This is a genomic window from Streptomyces sp. NPDC054770 (genome assembly GCF_053611985.1).
On the sequence record NZ_JBSHBL010000018.1, the window covers coordinates 92,223 to 110,599 of the forward strand.

An 18,377-nucleotide genomic window follows, 5' to 3' on the forward strand; every position below is an offset into this window, starting at 1 on the left:
CCCAGACAATGTTGGTCGCCTTCCGCCGCCTGGTGGCCAAGCTGGTGGGGTCCCGCGGCGGCCGGACCCCCGACCCCTGGCGTGGGCGGTCGTCCGGCGCCCGGTCACACCGGGGGAGCCGTGAAGAGCCCGCGGTCCACGTCGTTGTGCAGCTCCTTCAGGATCGGCTCGGTCAGGGCGTTGGCGGTTCCCCACTGGTCGGTCGCCTCCTCGTCCTCGACCGAGTAGTGGTGCGGGTGCCAGGTGTCCTCGTCCAGCTGCTCCATCTCCGTGGTGTATTCGACGCTGTTGCCGTGCGGGTCGAAGAAGTAGGAGAACGCGTTGTCGCCCGCCAGATGGCGGCCCGGGCCCCACGCCAGCCGGGTCCCGTGGCGGAGCAGCCGGCCGGTGCCGCGCATGAACTCGTCGACTCCGCGCAGTTCGAAGGAGACGTGGTGGACCGAGGCGTGCGGTCCGGCGGCGATGCCCAGGCTGTGGTGCTGCGGGCTGATTCGCATGAAGTTCAGGAGATCCCCGGCGTGCGGGTGGACGATGGCGTCCGACAGTGCGAAGCCGAGGTGCTGTTCGTACCACTTCCGGGTCCTGGCGACGTCGGGCGAGTTCACCACGACATGGGAGAGCCGGACCGGCACGGACTCCCTCGCCTCGATCCGGCGGTGGGCGCGCACCGCGACGTCGGCCGACACCTCGACGGTGCGCCCGTCGACGTCGAAGAACCGGAAGCCGTAGCCGCCGCCCGGTGTGTCCAGCGTGTCCGGGCGGCTGATCAGCCGGACACCGCCCGCGAGGAGTCGTTCGGCCAGGGTGTCCACGTCGGCGGCCGTGGCGGAGCCGAAGGCGATGAGGTCGAGGCGCTTCTCCTCGGCCCGCCGCAGCCGGACCACGTACTGCTCGGGGGACCCTTCGGCGGCCAGGAACGAGATGCCGGTGTCCGAGCCGGTCTCGGTCAGGCCCCACACTCCGGCGTAGAAGTCGCGCTGCTTGGTGAGGTCGGGGACGGCGAGGTCGACATGGCGCAGGTGTGTCAACAGGCGCTGTGACATGGGGGGTTCGGGTCCCTTTCGGGTGGCGGAGGACGGTTCGACTCCGTGCCGGCCCGGCCCGGGGCGGTCAGCGGGCCGCTCGGATTCGTTGGGTGAATGAACCTTCAGTCATCCTTGTTCAGGATGTCAACTCCGGCACTGTCGACTCCGGTTCCGGGGCGGGCGAATGCGGGCCCGGCCGGTGCCCCGGCGATCAGCGGCCGTACCCGCTCTGGAACCATCCCTTCGGAAATCGACGAAAGGCGGCCACCGATGGTCACGACATACGGCGCGGAGCACAGCCGGGGCCCGGCCTTCGCGCAGCTCCTGCTGTCCAGCCACGAGCGGCTGACCGGCACCCCCCTGTGCCCCACCGCGTTCCCGGACGCCGGCGAGGCGGCCCGCTGGCTCTACCGGGCCGCGCCCTTCGGGCTGCTCGCGCACGACGCCGGCCCGGATCCGGTCTTCGTCTACGCGAACGCCACCGCCCAGAAGTGCTTCGAGTACCCCTGGGAGGAGTTCGTCCGGCTCCCCTCCCGGCTGTCCGCCGAACCGGACGCCCAGGGCGACCGGGACGCCTTCGTGCACTCGGTGACCACCCGCGGATACGCCTCCGGCTACCGAGGGTTGCGGATAGCCCGGTCCGGCCGGAGGTTCTGGATAGAGGACGTCACCATGTGGAACCTCCTTGACCTGGAAGGAACTTGTCACGGCCAGGCAGCGATCTTCCAGTCATGGACTGAGGCCTGACGACTCATCAGGGCCAACTGGGCCGGAGACGCGCCGGGTTCCGTGAGGGGTTCGACAGTCCGGGCGCCGGTTCTCTATATTGCTTTTTGAAGCAAATAAGGACGCCCGGACCGCGGTCCGGCCTGCCCAGGAACGAGACCATGGCGAAGATCCTTGTCACAGCGAGCCCGGTGCCCGGCCATGTCCTGCCCCTCGCGGCGATCGCGGCCGATCTGACCGAGCGCGGGCACGAGGTGCTCTTCTATACGGGCACCCGGTTCGAGGACCGGGTCCGCAGGACCGGCGCGCGCTTCGTCCCCTACCCGGCCGAGGCGGACGTCGACGGCGCCGACCTCAGCACCGGCTTCCCCGAGCGCGACGAACTCGCCCCCTTCGAGCGCATATCCTTCGACCTCAAGCACTTCGCCGCCGACCCCGCGCCGCTCCACGACCGGCGCCTGCAGGAACTGCTCGCGGAGTTCCCCGCGACCGTGGTGATCAGCGAACTCCTGTCCCTGTGGACGCTCGCGACGGTCCTGCGGTCCCCGCGGGAACAGCGCCCGCTCCTCATGACCATCGGCATCGCGCCGCCCCCCTTCGCCAGCGCCGACACCGCGCCCTTCGGACCAGGGCTGCTGCCGCCCACGAACGACGAGGAGCGCGCTCGCTACGAGGGGATGCGCGCCCAGGTCGGGGCGATGTTCGCCGACGCGCAGCAGTACGTGGAGGACGTCTTCACCTCGATGGGCGTCACGTTCCCCGGGTCGATCTTCGACGCCATGTGCACGGTCCCCGACCTCCTGCTCCAGCTGACCGTCCCCGCCTTCGAGTACCCGCGCAGCGACGCCCCCGAGGGCTTCCGTTTCATCGGCCCGCTCCCGGCCGCCTCCGACAGCGAGTTCGAACGGCCCGAGTGGTGGGCGGAGCTGTCCTCCGGCCGGCCGGTGGTCGTGGTCACCCAGGGCACCGTGGAGAACGGCGACCTGTCCCAGCTCGTCGTCCCCGCACTGCGCGCGCTCGCCGACGCCGACGTCACCGTCGTCGCCGCCACGGCCCGGCCCGACGGTCCCGACCTGGTGCGCAAGGAGATGGACGGCCAGGTCCCCGGCAACGTCCACCTCGCCGGGTTCGTGCCCTTCGAGGAGTTGCTGCCGCTCGCCGACGTCCTCGTCACCAACGCCGGCTACGGCGGTGTCCAGACCGCGCTGCGGCACGGCGTCCCGCTCGTCGTCGGCGGCGAGACGGAGGACAAGCCCGAGGTCGCCGCCCGGGTCGAGTGGTCCGGCACCGGTGTCAACCTGCGCACCGCCCGCCCGGAGGTGTCCGCCGTGCGCGCCGCCGTCGACGAGGTGCTCGGCGACCCCCGGTACCGCAAGCGGGCGGCCGGGATCCAGAGCCAGTACACCGAGTACCGCCCCTTCGACGTCATCGCGGAGCTCGTCGAGCAGGCCTGAGCGCCACGGTCAGGGGCCGGAAGGTTGAGATTCCTTGCTTGAGCACGCTATTCTGCTCAAATGAGCGCAGAAGACCCGCCGCTGACCGCCCAGGAAGAACGCTTCTGGCGCGCCCTGATGCGCGTCATCGTCGCGCTGCCCCGCTCGCTCGACGACGACCTGCTGCGGTCCACAGGGCTCACGCTCACCGAGTACGTCGTCCTGATGAACCTCTCCGAGGCCGAGAACCAGGAACTCCGGATGACGGACCTCGCCTCGGCCACCGCCCTGTCGGCCAGCCGCATCACCCGCGTCGTGGACGCCCTGCAGAGCCGCGGCCAGGTCGTCAAGCGGCGCTACGAGGGAGACGCCCGCGGCAACGTGGCGACCCTCACCCCGGAGGGCATGAAGCGGCTCCAGGCCGCCTACCCCGTGCACCTGGCGAGCGCCCGCAAGCGGGTCATCGACCTGCTCGACGGCCGGTCGGTGCCCGCCATGGTGCGGCAGTTCGAAGCGGTGGTCGAGAAGCTCGACTGAGCTCAGCCGCACCCGCCTCCCCGCTAATATACAAACGTCAAACAGTGGCCCTGTGCGGCTCCGGCCGGACCACGACCCCGGGAGAGGCAATGCGGGAGCGACCTCGGCGGATACGGCCGGCATGACCGCGCGACCGGAGAAGCAGGAGAGCTGGGCCCGGCTGCGCGGCCAGTTGTGGCGGCCGCCGCGCGCACACGGCGCACAGCCCCGGCACCGGGTGGTGGGCCCCCTGGAGCTTTTCTACGACCTCATCGTGGTCGTCCTGGTGGCCCAGGCGGCGCACCACCTGGCAGGGCATCTCACCTGGCACGGCCTCGGTGAATTCGCGGTGGTGTTCGCGCTGGTGTGGATCGCCTGGCTGAACGGCACCCTCCACCACGATCTGCACGGTCACGACGATGCCCGGGGCCGCAGTCTCTTCCTGGCGCAGATCCTCGTCCTCGTCCCGCTGGGGGCGTTCATTCCCGGGGCGGGCGGCGAGAACGGCGGCCGTTTCGCCGTCACCGGGGGCGTCCTGTTCGCCGTGCTGGCCGTGCTCTGGCTGCTGGCCGGACGTGGCAGCCCCGCGGAGTACCGCACACCCAGCCTGCTCTACGTGTCCGGGACGGCGGTCTGCGCGGCCGTCCTCCTCGCGAGCGCCGCGCTGCCGGCCGACACCCGGCTGCTCGTCTGGGGGGCGCTGGACGTCACCTACGTCGTGGGGTTCGCGGCGGTGATCGGCGTGACCCCGCCGGCCCAGGCGTCGTTGCTCGCCCCCACCGACTCGCTCATCGAGCGGTTCGGGCTGCTCATCATCATCGTGCTCGGCGAGACCGTCACGGGCGTCGTGAACGGGCTGGCCGAGAAGCCGACCTCGGCCATGGGCCTCGCGGTCGGGCTCGTCGCGGTGGTGGTCGGATTCGGCGCGTGGTGGACGTACTTCGACTTCGCCGGGCACCGCCGGCCCCGGAGCGCCCGCGCGGTGACCCTGTCGTGGATGCTCACCCATCTGCCGCTGACGGCCGCGGTGACCGCCATGGGCGCCGCGATGGTCGGCCTGGTCGAGCACGCCCACGCCGGCCGGACGCCCGCTGCCACAGCCTGGGTGCTGTGCGCGGGCGTGGCCGTCGTGCTGGTGACGACGATGGTGATCGCGACCGGCCTGGAGGCCTGGCGGGACGAGCGCGCGCTCTACCGGCCGCTCGCCCGCACCTGCGTCGTCGTGGCCCTCGCGGCCCTGGCGCTCGGCGCCGCCCGGCCCGCGCCGCTGTACCTCGGACTCGCGCTCGTCGCCCTCCTCGGCATCCCCTGGGGACTCGCGGTGGCCCGCCGGCTGGGCCGGGACGAGACCGCGGCGCACTGAACGGACGCGCGCGGTCAGGACCGGACCCGAGGAGCACCGGCGGCCTCAACTCCCGTACACGCGCCGGGCGATGAGCTCCGCGATCATGATGGTGGTGGCGTTGGTCACCGTCGAAGGCGTCTCGGGCATGATCGAGGCGTCCACCACCCGCAGCCCGGCCAGCCCCTTGACCGCGCCGGACTCGTCCACGACGGCCCACCGGTTCTCGGGCCCGCCCATCGGCACGGTCGACGTCGGATGCCCGTAGGTGGCGATGCCGCTCTCGATCGCCGCCGCCAGGTCGTCGTCGCCCACGGCCGCGCCCGGCACCAGTTCCGCCGCCAGCGCACCGGCGAGCGGTGCGCTGCCCGCGAGGCGGCGCACCAGCCGCACGGCCTCCAGCATGCGCCGGCGGTCCCGGTCCGTCGCCAGGTAGTTGTCGTCGATGACCGGGGCGTCGTAGGGGTCGCGGCTGGCCAGTCGCACCGAGCCGCGCGACTCCGGCCGGGTGACGGCCGCCGAGACGACCAGCGCGCCACCGGTCGGACTGAAGGAGCCGTCCAGCAGATGCACGCCGACGACGGCGAGGTCCAGTTCACCGGGGAGCGCCTCGCGCGAGGCCAGCCACAGATGGGCGGCGAAGGCGGACGTCATGGTCTGGTGCTCCGGCGCGAGCGCGAACAGCGAGTGGAAGAACGGGTGGTCCTGGAGCCGGCGGCCCACCGGCAGGTCGGCGACCACCTCGATGCCGAGGCCCCGCAGGTCCGCGGCCGGGCCGACGCCGGAGCGCAGCAGGATGGCCGGGCTGCCGTAACTGCCCGCGCTGAGCACCACCTCACCGGCCCGGAAGACGGTGCCCGACGCGCTGACGACCCCCTGCGCGACGCCGTCCTCGACCAGCACCCGGTCGACGGTGATGTCGCTGAGCACCGTCAGATTGGGGCGCTCGCGCACCTGCGGGGTCAGATACACGAGGGCGGTGTTCTGGCGCACTCCGTCGACGATGTTCATCGGGTAGGCGCCGGTGCCGTCCTGCGCGGCGCCGTTGAAGTCGTCGTTGCGCCGGTACCCGAGGCCTGCCGCGCTGTCGACGAACGCCCGCAGCGGGGAGGTGAGTTCCCCGTAGGCCCACTGGCGGATCGGGAACGGCCCGCGGCGGCCGTGGTGGCTGTCGACCCCGGACGGCGTGTTCTCCATGTCCCGGAAGGCGGGCAGCACCTCGTCGTACGACCAGCCCTTGACGCCGTACCGCTCCTGCCAGGCCGCGAAGTCCGTTTCCCGGGCCCGGATCGCCACCCCGGCGTTCACCGCGGAACTGCCGCCCATCGTCCGGCCGCGCGGCGCCGGGATGCTGGGAGCGCGGTCGGTGGCCCGTGCCTGGTAGCCCCAGTCGTGGTCGGGGTCGGCCAGCTGGTGGGGGGTCAGCAGGCCCTCCGGGACGCGGTCGGCGGGGTAGTCGGGGCCCGCCTCGATCAGCAGGACCGTGCGCCCTGGGTTCTCGCTGAGCCGGGCGGCGAGTACGGCGCCCGCGGAACCGCCGCCGACGATGACGACATCGGCCCGGTGCGGTGCGGGGTGTTCGCTCGGGGTGCTCATCTGCTTCTCCCTTGGAAATAGTGCTTCAGCAAGCAATTAAAATGGTCGCGGTCGACGCCATGTTGTGCCCGGTCAGATCTGCATCGCTTCCGGTACGACGCGCTCGCCCAGCAGTCGCAGCGCGGCGTGCTGGTCGGCGCCGCGGACCGGGCCGATGACGTGGTCGATGCCGATGCGGTCCAGCCGTCGCAACTCCGCCAGCAGGGTGGGTACATGCTCGCCGTGCGTGCCGGGGTCGAGGGGGAGCAGGACCGTCTTCTCGATCTCGTCGTAGTCCCGCCCGGCCCGCTCGCAGTGCCGGCGGAGCACGTCGAGCTTGTGCGGCAGGTCCGGGCCGTGGAAGAGGTTGCAGGCGTTCGCGTACTCCGCGACGAGCCGCAGCGTCTTGCGCTCGCCGGAGCCGCCGATCAGGATCGGCGGGTGCGGACGCCGTACCGTGCCGGGGGAGTTGAGGGTGCGTTCGAGGCGGTAGTGGCGGCCCTCGAAGGGCTTCTCGTCGTCGCTCCACATCTGCAGGCAGATCTGCAGCGTCTCCTCCAGCCGCTCGAACCGCTCGGCGACCGGCGGGAACGGCAGCCCGAGCCCGCGTGCCTCGGCGAGGTTGAAGCCGGCGCCGATCCCGATGCCCAGGGCGGCGCGGCCCTCGGAGAGCACGTCGAGCGTGGTGACCATCTTGGCCAGCAGCCCGGGTTCGCGGTATCCGACCGAGGTCACCAGTGCGAGCAGTTCCGCCCGCTCGGTGGCCGCGGCCAGATATCCCAGGGTCGTGTACGCCTCCAGCATCTCCTGCTCGGTGGCGCCCACGATCCCGATCTGGAACAGGTGGTCCATGACGGCGATCCGGCGGAAGCCGAACTCCTCCGCGCTGCGGGCGAGTCGGGCCACATGGCGGGCGATGCCCGCCGCGCCGCCGGGTTGGGTGAAATCCGCGATGGCGATGCCTAGGTCCATGCCGGCCTTCCGAGGTGCGGGCCTGTCGCCATCGAGTATGGCGGGACCAGTATATGCTTTGTCAAGCAAGGAAAATGTGCGATCGCTCAGCCTCCGACGGCCACGAAGGCCGGCGGCGCGACGGCCGCGTGGGACCGGTCGTTCGACTCGGTCGCCTACTGCTCGTCCGGTCACGGGTTCGTTCGGCTACTGCTCCCCGAGCGGCCGGCTCGTCCCGTCGTTGCTCGGTCGGCTGTCGTGCGTCCGGCGGTGGCCCGTCCGTGTCGTCGGCTGTCCCTGGGCTCCCTCGGCGGCGGGCATCGCCTCCAGCGCGCCGCGCAGAGCGGCCCGCGAGGTGATCCCCAACTTGGGGTACACGCGGTACAGATGCGAGCCGACCGTGCGGTGGGACAGGAACAGCCGCTCGCCGATCTGCTTGTTGCTCAGGCCCGTTGCCGCGAGTTCGGCGATCTGCCGTTCCTGCGCGGTCAGCGGCTCGGGTGCCGCGTCGGACCGGGGGGTGACGGAGACACCGGTCGCACGCAGTTCGGCCGCGGCCCGCTGCGCCATCATCACGGCACCGATCCCGTCGAACGTCTCCAGAGCCGCGCCCAGTTGCACCCGGGCCCCGGCCATGTCGTGGGTGCGGCGCAGCCACTGGCCGTACGCGAACCGGATGCGCGCGTAGTCCCAGGGCCAGCGGGAGGCGTCCGGAAGGGCCAGGGCGGCCTCGAACAGCCCGGCGGCCTCGGCGTCGTCGGCGGCCACGGCGGCGGCCCCCGCGGTGATCAGCTCGATCCGGGGCCCGATCCGGGGCAGACCGGCCTCCTGGGCGGCGCGGACATGCGCCCGGGCGTCCTCCAGACGGCCGGTGCGGACCGCCGCCTCCACATAGTCCAGCACCATCCACCGGCCCGGCACGCCGGGGGTGGGGGCGCCGGCCGGGCCGATCCGCGCCGCCTGGGCGAGCGCTTCCTCGTAGTCGCCCTGCCCGATGGCCGCCAGGTTGCGCGCCGACCGTGCGTACCCCTCCGTCACCTCCATGCCGCGAGGAGCCGCCCATGTGCTGGTCTCCTCGCTGCGGCTGCGGGCGAGGTCGGCATTGCCGCGCAGCGCCGCGCCCGAGGCCAGCACGGCCCGCAGCTGCCGCTCCCAGAACTGGTAGCCGTAGGCCGTCGCCAGCTCCAGCCCCTCCTGCGCGAGCCGCTCCGCCTCGTCCCACTGCCCGTGGACGTAGGAGTCCTGGCAGAGCAGCATGAGCGCGGGGACCACCATGCCGATCGCGCCGCCGTCGCGTTCCCGCTCGATCATGCGCGCCAGCAGGCAGCGGTAGTCGGCGAGGGCGTCCATGGCGACGGCGGCGACCCCCAGCGGCACGATCTGCCAGGGCGCCGCGTCGGTGGGCAGCTCGGCGAACGCGTCCGCGAGCCCCTCCCGGATCGCCTCGGACTTGCGGGCGGGGTCGACGTACGCGTCGTAGCAGAGCCGGAAGGGCGTGACCGCCTCCGCCTCCTGCGGGAACCGGGCCATCGCGGTGTCGAGCAGCTTCCACGGCTCGGGTCTGAGGGTGTAGAGGCTGACCAGCAGCAGGGTGTACAGGATCCCGAGACGGTCCCAGTCGTCTTTCGTGGCCTTGCAGGTGACGTCGTCCAGGGCCCGCGCCAGCAGCCGGTAGGCGGCGTCGACGTCGCCGTCGTCATGGGTGAGGAGATGGGCGGTGGCGGCGAAGACCAGCCCGGTCGGGGTGTCCGGGGTCTGGCCCGCGTCGGCCAGCAGCCGGTTCACCTGGTCGAGCTGGCCGGTCATGGTGGCGAGGAAGGCGGCCTCGACCAGGCGGCGGGAGCGGTCGACCGGGTGCGGGCTGAGTTCACCGGCGCGCACCAGCGCCGTGACCGCCGCGGACGCGGCGACCCGCCGCCGCTCGGCGACCAGCGCGCCGACCGGCGGCGGCAGTTCGGCGGGGGCGGCGCCGCCGCGCCGCCAGGCGGTCAGCGCCGCCTCGTCCAGTGCCCGCGCCACCGACTCGTCGGGTCCGGTGGCGGCCTCCGCGAGATGCCAGGCGCGGCGCTCGGGATCCTCGGCCAGGGCGGCGGCCAGCGCCTCGTGCGCGGACCGGCGGTCGCTCGGCGCGGCCAGGTCCACCAGGGCCGTGCCGATCAGCGGGTGGCAGAAGGTGAGACCGCGGCCGGCCGTCGGTGCGTGCACCAGACCGGCCCGCTCGGCCGGGACCAGGTCGTCGAGGTCGGCCGACCCCCGCGCCGCGGCGCGCAGGGTGGTGAGCCCGGCGTCGGCGTCCAGGGCCGCCAGCAGCATGAGGGCGCGGGTCGGTGCGGGCAGCTCCGCGAGCAGTCCGGCGCAGGTGGCCGCCAGCCGCCTGGACAGCGGCAGCCGGTCGGGCAGCGGGTCCTGGCCGCACAGCTGCCGGTCGGTCAGCGCCGCGGGCAACTCCCGGAGCGCGAGCGGGTTGCCGTCCGCCTCGGCCAGCAGCCGCCGGCGCACCGAGGGTGCCAGGCCGGGCGCGTGCGCGTCCAGGACGGCGCCCGATCCTCCCGTGTCCAGCGACTCGACCTTGCGCTCGGGCAGCCCGGACCGCCGGAGGAGATCCTCGGTGCCGGTCCGGGAGGCGGCCAGGAAGACGATGGGGGCGTCCGCGATGCGCCGTACGACGAATCCCACGACGGCCGCGCTGGCCTCGTCGAACCACGCCACGTCGTCGGTGATCATCAGCAGGCCGTGTTCGGCGGTGGTCAGCTCCAGGAGGGCGAGCACCGCCGTCGACACCAGCGGCTCCGGGGCCGGGGTCCGGGTGAGGTCGAAGACCTGGTGCAGGGCGTCCCGGTGGTGCCCGTCGAGCCGGTCCACGTCGTGCCGGACCGGGTACAGCAGCTGGTGCAGCGCCGAGTACGGGATGCGGGTCTCGGACTGCACACCGGCCGCGCGCAGCACCCGCATCCCGAGAGCCGTGGCGCGGGCCGCGGCGGCGTCCAGGAGTGCGGTCTTGCCCACGCCCGGCTCGCCGTGCAGCAGCAGACCGGAGCTGCCCCGGCCGGGACCGGCGAGCAGGGAGTCGATCAGCTCCAGCTCGGCCTTGCGCCCCAGTAGCTGCGCCTCGCCCGATGGTGATCGGGGCGGCTCCTCGGTCCGACGACGCCTCTCGGAGGTGCTCACAGATCTGAATATAGCCTCCCCAAAATGCTTGACGGCGCAAACAGTTGCACAAAGGGCGAGGTGAGCGCTGGGTATGGTGGGCGGATGACCAGTGACCCAAGGCCCGAGGCCGAGGTCGCCGCCGAGTTGATGAAGGCGATGACCCGGCTGCGCGCCCGGCTGCGCACCGAGTCGGCACCCAGCGACCGGCGGTGGAACTGGTCGCAGTTGACCACGCTGGCCCGCATCGCCGAGGAGGGCCCGGTCACGGCCACCGAACTGGCGCAGGCCGAGCACGTACGCCGCCAGTCGATGGCCGAGACGCTCGCCGCCCTGCGCGCCGAGAACCTGATCAGCACCAGCAAGGATCCCGGCGACGCCCGAAAGACCCTCGTCCACGCGACGCCCGAGGGGCACGCGCTGATCGGGACGATCCCGGTGGCCCGCGCTACCTGGCTCGGCGCGGCGATCGAGGCGCACCTGCGGGCGGACGAGCGCGAGACCCTGCTGAAGGCCGCCGCGATCATGAACAGGATCGCGGACAGCGGCAGGTGACGGGCCGGGCCGGGGGCCCGGGGGCGCGGCCGGACGGGACGGCCGCGCCGGGGTGACCACGCGGGGGTGGCCGGGGCTCAGGCCGACTTGGTCAGGCCGGGCAGTTCGTCCGTGTCGATGACGTGGGCCTGGTGCGGGAAGACCTTCTCCGTCAGGACGCGGTGGACCTCGGGGTCGGGGTCGGCGGTCGCGTCCTTGAGGAGGTAGAGCGCGAAGTCGTCGTCGGCCGCCTGCCGAAGGGTCGTCAGGACCACGCCGCCGGTGGACAGTCCGGCCAGGACGAGCGTGTCGATGCCCCGCTCGCGCAGCAGCCCGCGCACGTCGGTGGCGGAGGCGAAGGCGCTGAAGCGGATCTTGCGCACGGTGATGTCCCGCTCCGACACCTCGAACGACTCGTGCAGGTCGGCCTCCGGGCTGCCGTCGGGAAGGTACTTGTGCTCGGCGACGGCGGCGAACGCCTTGTTCAGCGCGGGTACGGCGGCGAAGTCCTCCGGGGCGAAGGCGACGCGGACGTGGACGACCTGGACGTCGTGCGACCGGGCCCAGGACAGGGCCGCGTGCGCCCGGGAGAGCGCCTGGTCCGGGTCGGCCACGGCGGCGAGGACGGCCGGCTGGAAGTCCATCAGGAGCAGGGCGGTGCGGGCGGGGTCGAGATACGGGACGGTGCTGGTCATGACCTGAACTTTCTTGTCTTGCCGGATGGTTCCGGATGGTTGATGCGGTGCCGGATGGCGGGGGAGAGGGGTCAGGGGGCGGGCCGCCGGTCGGCTTGCGCCAGGTGCCGGTCGAGGACCGTCATGACGAGGACGACGACGGCGATGGCGACCAGCGCCCAGGAGATGTGCCGGAGGCCGGTGTCGTCGACGTGGGTGTGGAAGGCGGTGCCGGTGATGGCCGCCGAGGCGATGGAGCCGATGTAGCCGAAGGTGCGCAGCAGCCCCGAGGCGGTGCCGACGCTGTCCGCGGGCGCCTCCTGGTAGAGCACCGTCTGGTTCGCCACGGTGCCGGCCCCCGAGGTGAGGCCGAACACCGCGGTGATCACGACCACCACGGCGACCGGTGTGCCGCCGTCCAGGAACAGCGTGGCGACGGCGCCCACCAGCAGGAGCAGCGCCGAGACGACCAGCGGCGCGCGGACCCGGCTGCGCCGGGAGACGACCCGGGCGGAGACCGCCGACAGGACACCCATCGGGATGAGCGCCAGGCCGGACTGGTAGGCGGTGAGCCCCCGGGACGCCTCCAGCCACTGGGTGAGCCCGTAGAGGATCACGTAAGTGCCCAGCAGTGTGAGGCCGTTGCGCAGATAGGTGCGGGTCAGTGCGAGGTTCGAGGCGAGCAGCCGGACGTTCAGGAAGGGGTTGGCGGCGCGCAGTTCCCAGGCCACCAGAACGGCGGCGATCACGACGGAGACGCCGAGGGCCGGCCACTCGGGGTCGGGCAGCGAGGACAGGAACACCAGGAGTGCGGTGAGCGCCCCGCCGAAGCCGGCGATGCCGGCCAGGTCGATGCGGGAGACGAGCTCGCGCGCCGAGCGCCCGCGCACCCGGTCGGTGTCCTTGGGTATCCAGACCGCGGCCATGACGAAGGCGACGACCGCGACCGGGATGTTGATCCAGAAGGCGGTCTGCCAGCCGAGCCGGCCGATGAGCAGGCCGCCGATGGCGGGGCCGACGGCGACGGTGGCGGCGCCCGCGATCGCGAGGCCCCCGAGGACGTTGCCTGGCGGTTCCCGCCGGCCCGCGTCCCGGGCCCGGCGGCGGATCAGCAGCATCGCGGTCGGGTAGCCGGTGGAGGTGCCGGCGCCGATGAGCACGCGGGCCGCGACCAGCAGTGCCATGTCACGTGCCACCGCACCGAGGATCCCGCCGGCCAGGACCAGGAGGATGCCGGCGAAGAACACCCGCCGGGGACCGAACTCCTCGGCGAGCCGTCCGGCCGCCGGCTGGGCTATCGCACTGGTCAGATAGAGGCTCGATATCAGGATCGCGGTGCCGCCGACGGACGTGTGCATCGCGGCCGCGATCGCCACCAGGGCTGGGGCGATCACCGAGCTGTTGATCGGGTTGAGGACGGCACCCATGTACAGCGGGGTCACGAAGGCCGCCCCGAACGGATTGCCCGGCGGAGCCTTCTCGTGCTGTACGGGGGTGGTGTCGGCGGTGGTTTCCAAGGTGCTGCTCCTCCCTTCCCGCGCTGCTGGGCCTGCGTGGAGCCGGTCGGGCAAATTACGCAGGCTGCCTGACAAACAATAGCAGGCAGCCTGCCTATTCCTGTGCGGGTGATCCCGGGGGGAGAGGGGTCAGCGGTCGCGCCGGGCCCGCCGGGCCTCCACCAGCAGCGGCAGCAGGGACAGTACGACGATCACGCCGACCAGCGGCAGCAGGTAGCGGTCGATGTGGGAGACCGAGGAGCCGAGGGCGTACCCGGCGAGCACGAAGCTCTGCGACCAGAGGACTCCGCCGACGGACTGCCAGAGGGTGAACGGCCGTACCGGCACCCCGAGTGCCCCGGCCGCCGGATGCAGCACCGACCGGAGCATCGGCACGAATCGGCCGATCACCAGCGCCTTGCCGTATCCGTACCGGGCCAGCAGCCGCTCCGCCCTGGCCGTTCCCTCCCGCACCCGGGGCCGCGAGGTACGGGCCAGCAGCGGCCGGCCGCCGTGCCGGCCGATCAGATAGCCGACCTGCCCGCCCGCCACCGCACCGACGGCCGCGCACACCAGCACCTGCCAGAGCTCCAGCCGGGCCGGCCGGTCCGCGGTCGCCGCGCACAGCACACCGGCCGGGAAGAGCAGCGTGTCACCCGGCAGGAAGAAGCCGACGACCAGCAGCCCCGACTCGGCGAAGATCACCGCCAGGACGCCCAGCGCGCCGAAGGCGGCGAGCAGCGAGCCGCTGTCCGTCGGATTGACGGCGATCACCACCCTCGCCTCCCCGCCCTCTCGCCGGCCGTCTCACCCAAGTGTCGCGTGACGGCGGCCGGGGATCCGCCTTCAACACCGCGCGTCCGGGACGACCCGCCACCCGCCGAGGAGGCGGGAGGGGAGGGGCGGCACAGGCCCGGGTCGGCCGCCGCGGCCGGTGACCTGTGGTACGGACCGGTTCGGCGGGGCGCGCCCAACCACGGCCCACGGGACACCGGCACGGCCGGGCCCGGGCCGTCGGCGGCTCATCTGCCCCAGATTCTCCGGTACGCCTCCCGGTAGCCCGGTGGGTCCCAGGCCGTGGCCCCGGCGCTGTTGGCGGCCGTCGAGACATGGGTGGGGGCGACGTAGCCGCTGGCAGGGCGGTCGGAGAAGGCGCGGTTGAACTCGTCGACGATCTGCCAGCCCTGCTGCGTCAGCGGCTCGGGAACGGTGGCGGACTGGTACTGCCGGCTGTTGATGCGCTGGAAGGCGGAGGGGTCGCCGTCCCCGGCACCGATGTTGAAAGGCGGTCCCGCCCCCTTCCGGCCGGCCGCGCGGAAGGCGGGGGCGGCGTCGGCGAAGTACAGGTCGTTGATGGCGGCGGAGTGCGTCCAGGTGTCCGGGAAACGGGAGAGCAGGGAGGCGATCTCGCGCGGGACGCGGCTGCTCGCGTCCGGGATCGGGATGTTCTCGTACGGCAGCGTCCCCACCCCCGGGCAGGTGGCGGGGGAAGCCCCGCTCACCACGGACCTACCCGTAGCGAACGGGACCGAGGCATCGGTGAACAGGACGACCCCGGCCCGGCCGCCGGAGTGCGCGATGATCCACTGCGCGCTGATGCCGGACACGTCCTCGACCCGGGTGGTGACGTTGGTGAAGAGCGGAGGCCGCCTGCTCGGGCCGGGGGCGGCGACCGCGTGCCAGCCGACGAGCGGGATGCCGGCCGCGCCGGCCGCGGCGACCTGCTGCGAGGTCGAGCCGGGGTCGAAGCCGCCGATGACGATGCCCGCGGGCCGCAGCGCCACGGCCTCGCTCATGGCCGCCTGGATGCCGGCGGGGCTGCCGCCGCCGTCGATCACCCGGACCTGCCAGCCGATGACGCGCGCGGCCTCCCGCAGGCCGTCCGCGACGCCCGCGACCCCGGGGTTGGTCATGGTCTGCGCGACGAAGACGACCGTCCTGCCGGACACCGCCGCCGGGCCGGTGGTCGGTCCGTTCCAGGCGGTGTCGGTCCGCTCCGCCCGTGCGACGGAGGCCAGGGCTGCGGCCTGGACCGCGGGGCAACCGCCCGGACCGGTGGTGGAGATCGTGGGGGTGTTCGGCGAACCGCGCTCGCAGCCGGTCAGGGCGCCCGTCACAGCCAGCAGCGCGAGGCAGACGAGCCCGGCCCGGCCGGCCCGGCGGACGGTGGCCTTGCGGGTGCGGCGCACGGGAGCTCCGCGCGGCGGGCCGAGCGTCGGGGCACGGCCGGAGTCGGGGTCCCTGGCACAGGTCATGGTGCGGTGCCCGCGGGGCCGTTCCCGCCCTCGCTCTTCTCGGACGCGGCCGGCGGGGGCGGCGGCACGGGCGGTGCGCCGCGGGTCCCGTCGGCCCCGGTGCGCAGCCGGCGGGCGGAGTAGCCGGCCAGGCCGACGGCGAGCAGCAGCGTGCCGCCGTAGAACAGGGGGACGGTCCAGAACGCGCCGCCGAGCTGTCCGATGCCGGTGAGGCCGACGGCGAGCACGGCGACGGCGACGAGCGTGCCCAGGGCGTTGGGCCGGCCGGGTCTGATCGCGGTGGAGCCGAGGAGGGCGCCGACGAACGCGGGCAGCAGGTAGTCGAGACCGACGCTGGGATTGCCGATCTGCTGCTGAGCCGCCAGCAGCACCCCGGCGAAGCCGACGATCAGCCCCGATGCGGTGAACGCGTGGACGGTGTACCGGCGGACCGGAATGCCGACCAGTTCGGCGGCGCGCGGATTGGCCCCGATGACGTACAGGAACCGGCCGAGCGGCAGCCGCTCCAGCACCACCCAGAGGACGACGGCGAGGCCGAGCACGTAGAAGGCGGGCAGCGGCAGGCCGAGGAGCGTGGCGTCGTAGAGGTCGGTGAACGCGGCCGGCAGTCCGTCCGGGCCCGGGACGATCCTGCCGCCCCCGGTGACCCAGCCGGTCACGGCGTACAGCATGCTGCCGGTCCCGAGGGTGGCGATGAAGGAGTCGATCCGGCCGAACTCCACGACCACACCGTTGAGGACCCCCGCCGCCCCGCCGCCCGCGATCACCGCCAGGCAGGCCCAGGGCCACGGCCATCCGGCGTCGACGACCAGGTACAGCACCATGACGTGGGCCAGACCGAGGCCGTAGCCGAGGGAGAGATCGAAGGAGCCGGTCACGATGGGGACCATGGCGGCGAGCGCGAGGACGGCCGGGATCGACTGGTTGGACAGGATCGAGTCGACGGTGTCCCGGGTGGGGAACGTGCGCGGCAGCAGGAGGGAGAAGACCAGGACGAGCAGCGCGGTGAGGACCAGCAGGCCGTAGGCGCCCGCGAGATGCCAGGCCGGACCCCGCCGCAGCGGCCGGGAACGGGGGGCGGAGGGCGGGGGCGCGGCGGTCATGAGTCCGTGCTGGTTCCGGGCGCCGGCAGCGCCGAGGCCGCCCGGGCGAGCCCGGTGACCGTGAGGTCCGCACCGCCCAGCTCGCAGGCCACCCGGCCGCGGACGAACACCAGGGCGCGCCGGCACACGCCCGCCACCTCCTCGAAGTCGGTCGAGACGAGCAGGACCGCGAGACCGCCGGCCAGCGCCTCGTCCAGCAGCCGGTGGACCGCGGCCTTGGCTCCGACGTCCACGCTGGCGGTCGGCTCCTCCAGGATCAGCAGCCGCAGGTCCGACCGGAACCACCGGCCGATCAGGACCTTCTGCTGGTTGCCGCCGGACAGGGAGGCGAGCGGCGCCTCGCTGTCGCGGGGACGCACCGCGAACCGTTCGATCAGCTCAGCCGCGCGGGCACGTTCGCGGCGGGGACCGGTCCAGCGCAGCGCGGGCAGACCCCCTGCCCGGGGATTGGCCAGCAGGTTCTCGCGCACGGTCAGTCCCATGGCACAGCCCTCCCGCTGTCTGTCCCCGGGCACGAAGCCGACCCCGGCGGCGACGGCGTCGGCGACCGTGCGGGGCCGGTAGGGCCGGCCGTCCAGGAGCACCCGGCCGCCGAGGAAGGGCCGGGCACCGGCCAGCGCGCGGCCCAGCTCCAGGTGCCCGGCGCCCGAGAGGCCGACCAGGCCCAGCGCCTCCCCGGCCCGCAGCTCCAGGGTGACCGGCGCCGTGCCGGCGGTCCGTGCGCCGTCGAGGGCGAGCACGGCCGGGCCGCCCAGGGGCAAGGTCGAGGGGAGAGGACGGGCCGGTTGTTCCGCGCCGACGATGTCGCGGACCAGCCGGGCGGGGCTGTGGCCCGCCAGGGGGCCGTGGCTGACGAGCCGGCCGTCGCGCAGGACGGCGAAGGCGTCGGCCACCTCGTACACCTCGTCCATGCGGTGGGTGACGTAGAGGATGCCGTGCCCCCGGTCCCGCAGGGCGTGCAAGACCCGGAAGAGCCGGGCGCAGTCCGCGGCGGGCAGCCGCGCGGTCGGCTCGTCGAGCACCACCAGTCGCGTCCGGGCCGCCAGGGCGCGGCCGACGGCGACCAGTGAACGCTCGGCGGGGCCGAGCCGGGCGACCGGCGTGTCCGGATCGAGGTGCCCGGCGACCGTCTCCAGGGCCTCGGCGCAGCGCTCCCGGGTCCGCCGCCAGGAGATCAGTCCGGCGCGGCGCGGGTATCCGGTGGTCAGGGCGATGTTCTCGGCGACGGTCATCCAGTCCACGAGCCCGAGGTCCTGGTGGATGAAGGACATGCTGCGGGCGGCGGCATGGCTGCCGAGCGGGTGCCCGGCCACCGTGACCGAGCCCGCGTCGGCATGATGGACCCCCGCGAGCACCTTGATGAGCGTGGACTTTCCGGCACCGTTGGGGCCGAGGAGGGCGAGGACGCTGCCGGCCCGGACGTCGAGGTCGACCCCGTCCAGCGCACGGGTCCCGCCGAACCGCTTGGCGAGCCCGCGGATCCGTACCAGAGGATCGGCTCCGAAGGTTCCGGCCGCGTTCGCGGGGGTGTCGGGAAGGTCGTGCACGGACATCTCCGGGGGTCGGCCTGGCGATTTCGTCCCGACTCTCACCGGCGATA

At 73.3% G+C, this 18,377-nt stretch carries 15 protein-coding genes; 5 read left to right on the plus strand and 10 right to left on the minus strand.

Translation table 11 applies throughout. From position 1 onward, the window contains the following. Positions 1 to 104: 104 nt before the first annotated feature. On the minus strand, positions 105 to 1,043 hold the full coding sequence (locus ACWGKQ_RS18410; protein WP_453292951.1) for a VOC family protein: 939 nt from the start codon (positions 1,041 to 1,043) through the stop codon (positions 105 to 107). A 252-nt stretch (positions 1,044 to 1,295) separates the two neighbouring features. On the opposite strand from ACWGKQ_RS18410, the gene ACWGKQ_RS18415 reads away from it, so the two are divergent. The 4 genes from ACWGKQ_RS18415 to ACWGKQ_RS18430 all read left to right on the plus strand — a co-directional run bounded on the left by ACWGKQ_RS18415 (position 1,296) and on the right by ACWGKQ_RS18430 (position 5,063). Next, positions 1,296 to 1,772 (plus strand): MEKHLA domain-containing protein, encoded by a 477-nt coding sequence (locus ACWGKQ_RS18415; protein ID WP_453292952.1) that lies wholly within the window; start codon positions 1,296 to 1,298, stop codon positions 1,770 to 1,772. A gap of 140 nt (positions 1,773 to 1,912) precedes the next feature. After that, entirely contained in the window at positions 1,913 to 3,205 is a 1,293-nt protein-coding gene (locus ACWGKQ_RS18420; RefSeq protein WP_453292953.1) for a glycosyltransferase, read from the plus strand. 60 nt (positions 3,206 to 3,265) lie between these two features. After that, positions 3,266 to 3,721, plus strand: a complete 456-nt coding sequence (locus ACWGKQ_RS18425) for a MarR family winged helix-turn-helix transcriptional regulator (RefSeq protein ID WP_453292954.1) — start codon at positions 3,266 to 3,268, stop codon at positions 3,719 to 3,721. A gap of 121 nt (positions 3,722 to 3,842) precedes the next feature. Next, complete coding sequence (locus ACWGKQ_RS18430; protein ID WP_453292955.1) at positions 3,843 to 5,063, plus strand: low temperature requirement protein A; 1,221 nt, start codon at positions 3,843 to 3,845, stop codon at positions 5,061 to 5,063. A 45-nt stretch (positions 5,064 to 5,108) separates the two neighbouring features. Here ACWGKQ_RS18430 and ACWGKQ_RS18435 read toward each other — a convergent pair whose 3' ends face one another. From ACWGKQ_RS18435 to ACWGKQ_RS18445, 3 genes are all read right to left on the minus strand, one after another. After that, on the minus strand, positions 5,109 to 6,638 hold the full coding sequence (locus ACWGKQ_RS18435) for a GMC family oxidoreductase (RefSeq protein WP_453292956.1): 1,530 nt from the start codon (positions 6,636 to 6,638) through the stop codon (positions 5,109 to 5,111). 72 nt (positions 6,639 to 6,710) lie between these two features. Continuing rightward, entirely contained in the window at positions 6,711 to 7,589 is an 879-nt protein-coding gene (locus tag ACWGKQ_RS18440; RefSeq protein ID WP_453292957.1) for an LLM class F420-dependent oxidoreductase, read from the minus strand. 186 nt (positions 7,590 to 7,775) lie between these two features. Beyond that, on the minus strand, positions 7,776 to 10,736 hold the full coding sequence (locus tag ACWGKQ_RS18445) for an AAA family ATPase (protein ID WP_453292958.1): 2,961 nt from the start codon (positions 10,734 to 10,736) through the stop codon (positions 7,776 to 7,778). A gap of 84 nt (positions 10,737 to 10,820) precedes the next feature. Between ACWGKQ_RS18445 and ACWGKQ_RS18450 the strand changes: the two genes are divergently transcribed. After that, positions 10,821 to 11,270, plus strand: coding sequence for a MarR family winged helix-turn-helix transcriptional regulator (locus tag ACWGKQ_RS18450; protein ID WP_453292959.1), 450 nt, complete (start codon positions 10,821 to 10,823; stop codon positions 11,268 to 11,270). Between the two features lie 77 nt (positions 11,271 to 11,347). Here the strand turns inward: ACWGKQ_RS18450 and ACWGKQ_RS18455 are convergent, their stop codons facing one another. The 6 genes from ACWGKQ_RS18455 to ACWGKQ_RS18480 form a co-directional block, all read right to left on the minus strand. Further along, positions 11,348 to 11,944: a cysteine hydrolase family protein gene (locus ACWGKQ_RS18455; RefSeq protein WP_453292960.1), complete on the minus strand. Its 597-nt coding sequence runs from the start codon at positions 11,942 to 11,944 to the stop codon at positions 11,348 to 11,350. A 71-nt stretch (positions 11,945 to 12,015) separates the two neighbouring features. Next, a complete protein-coding gene (locus tag ACWGKQ_RS18460; protein ID WP_453292961.1) occupies positions 12,016 to 13,440 on the minus strand; it encodes an MFS transporter in 1,425 nt (474 codons plus the stop codon). A 129-nt stretch (positions 13,441 to 13,569) separates the two neighbouring features. Continuing rightward, on the minus strand, positions 13,570 to 14,193 hold the full coding sequence (locus ACWGKQ_RS18465; RefSeq protein WP_453293004.1) for a DedA family protein: 624 nt from the start codon (positions 14,191 to 14,193) through the stop codon (positions 13,570 to 13,572). Between the two features lie 248 nt (positions 14,194 to 14,441). Then, on the minus strand, positions 14,442 to 15,608 hold the full coding sequence (locus ACWGKQ_RS18470; RefSeq protein WP_453292962.1) for a substrate-binding domain-containing protein: 1,167 nt from the start codon (positions 15,606 to 15,608) through the stop codon (positions 14,442 to 14,444). Between the two features lie 62 nt (positions 15,609 to 15,670). Beyond that, on the minus strand, positions 15,671 to 16,777 hold the full coding sequence (locus tag ACWGKQ_RS18475; protein WP_453292963.1) for an ABC transporter permease: 1,107 nt from the start codon (positions 16,775 to 16,777) through the stop codon (positions 15,671 to 15,673). Continuing rightward, entirely contained in the window at positions 16,774 to 18,324 is a 1,551-nt protein-coding gene (locus ACWGKQ_RS18480; protein WP_453292964.1) for a sugar ABC transporter ATP-binding protein, read from the minus strand. Before ACWGKQ_RS18480 ends, ACWGKQ_RS18475 begins: the two co-directional genes overlap by 4 nt. Between the last annotated feature and the right edge of the window lie 53 nt (positions 18,325 to 18,377).

Excerpts from the sequence above, each read along its gene's own strand:
- ACWGKQ_RS18410 (WP_453292951.1), bottom strand. The coding sequence starts at position 1,043 with ATGTCACAGCGCCTGTTGACACACCTGCGCCATGTCGACCTCGCCGTC.
- ACWGKQ_RS18415 (WP_453292952.1), top strand. The coding sequence starts at position 1,296 with ATGGTCACGACATACGGCGCGGAGCACAGCCGGGGCCCGGCCTTCGCG.
- ACWGKQ_RS18420 (WP_453292953.1), top strand. The coding sequence starts at position 1,913 with ATGGCGAAGATCCTTGTCACAGCGAGCCCGGTGCCCGGCCATGTCCTG.
- ACWGKQ_RS18425 (WP_453292954.1), top strand. The coding sequence starts at position 3,266 with ATGAGCGCAGAAGACCCGCCGCTGACCGCCCAGGAAGAACGCTTCTGG.
- ACWGKQ_RS18430 (WP_453292955.1), top strand. The coding sequence starts at position 3,843 with ATGACCGCGCGACCGGAGAAGCAGGAGAGCTGGGCCCGGCTGCGCGGC.
- ACWGKQ_RS18435 (WP_453292956.1), bottom strand. The coding sequence starts at position 6,638 with ATGAGCACCCCGAGCGAACACCCCGCACCGCACCGGGCCGATGTCGTC.
- ACWGKQ_RS18440 (WP_453292957.1), bottom strand. The coding sequence starts at position 7,589 with ATGGACCTAGGCATCGCCATCGCGGATTTCACCCAACCCGGCGGCGCG.
- ACWGKQ_RS18450 (WP_453292959.1), top strand. The coding sequence starts at position 10,821 with ATGACCAGTGACCCAAGGCCCGAGGCCGAGGTCGCCGCCGAGTTGATG.
- ACWGKQ_RS18455 (WP_453292960.1), bottom strand. The coding sequence starts at position 11,944 with ATGACCAGCACCGTCCCGTATCTCGACCCCGCCCGCACCGCCCTGCTC.
- ACWGKQ_RS18475 (WP_453292963.1), bottom strand. The coding sequence starts at position 16,777 with ATGACCGCCGCGCCCCCGCCCTCCGCCCCCCGTTCCCGGCCGCTGCGG.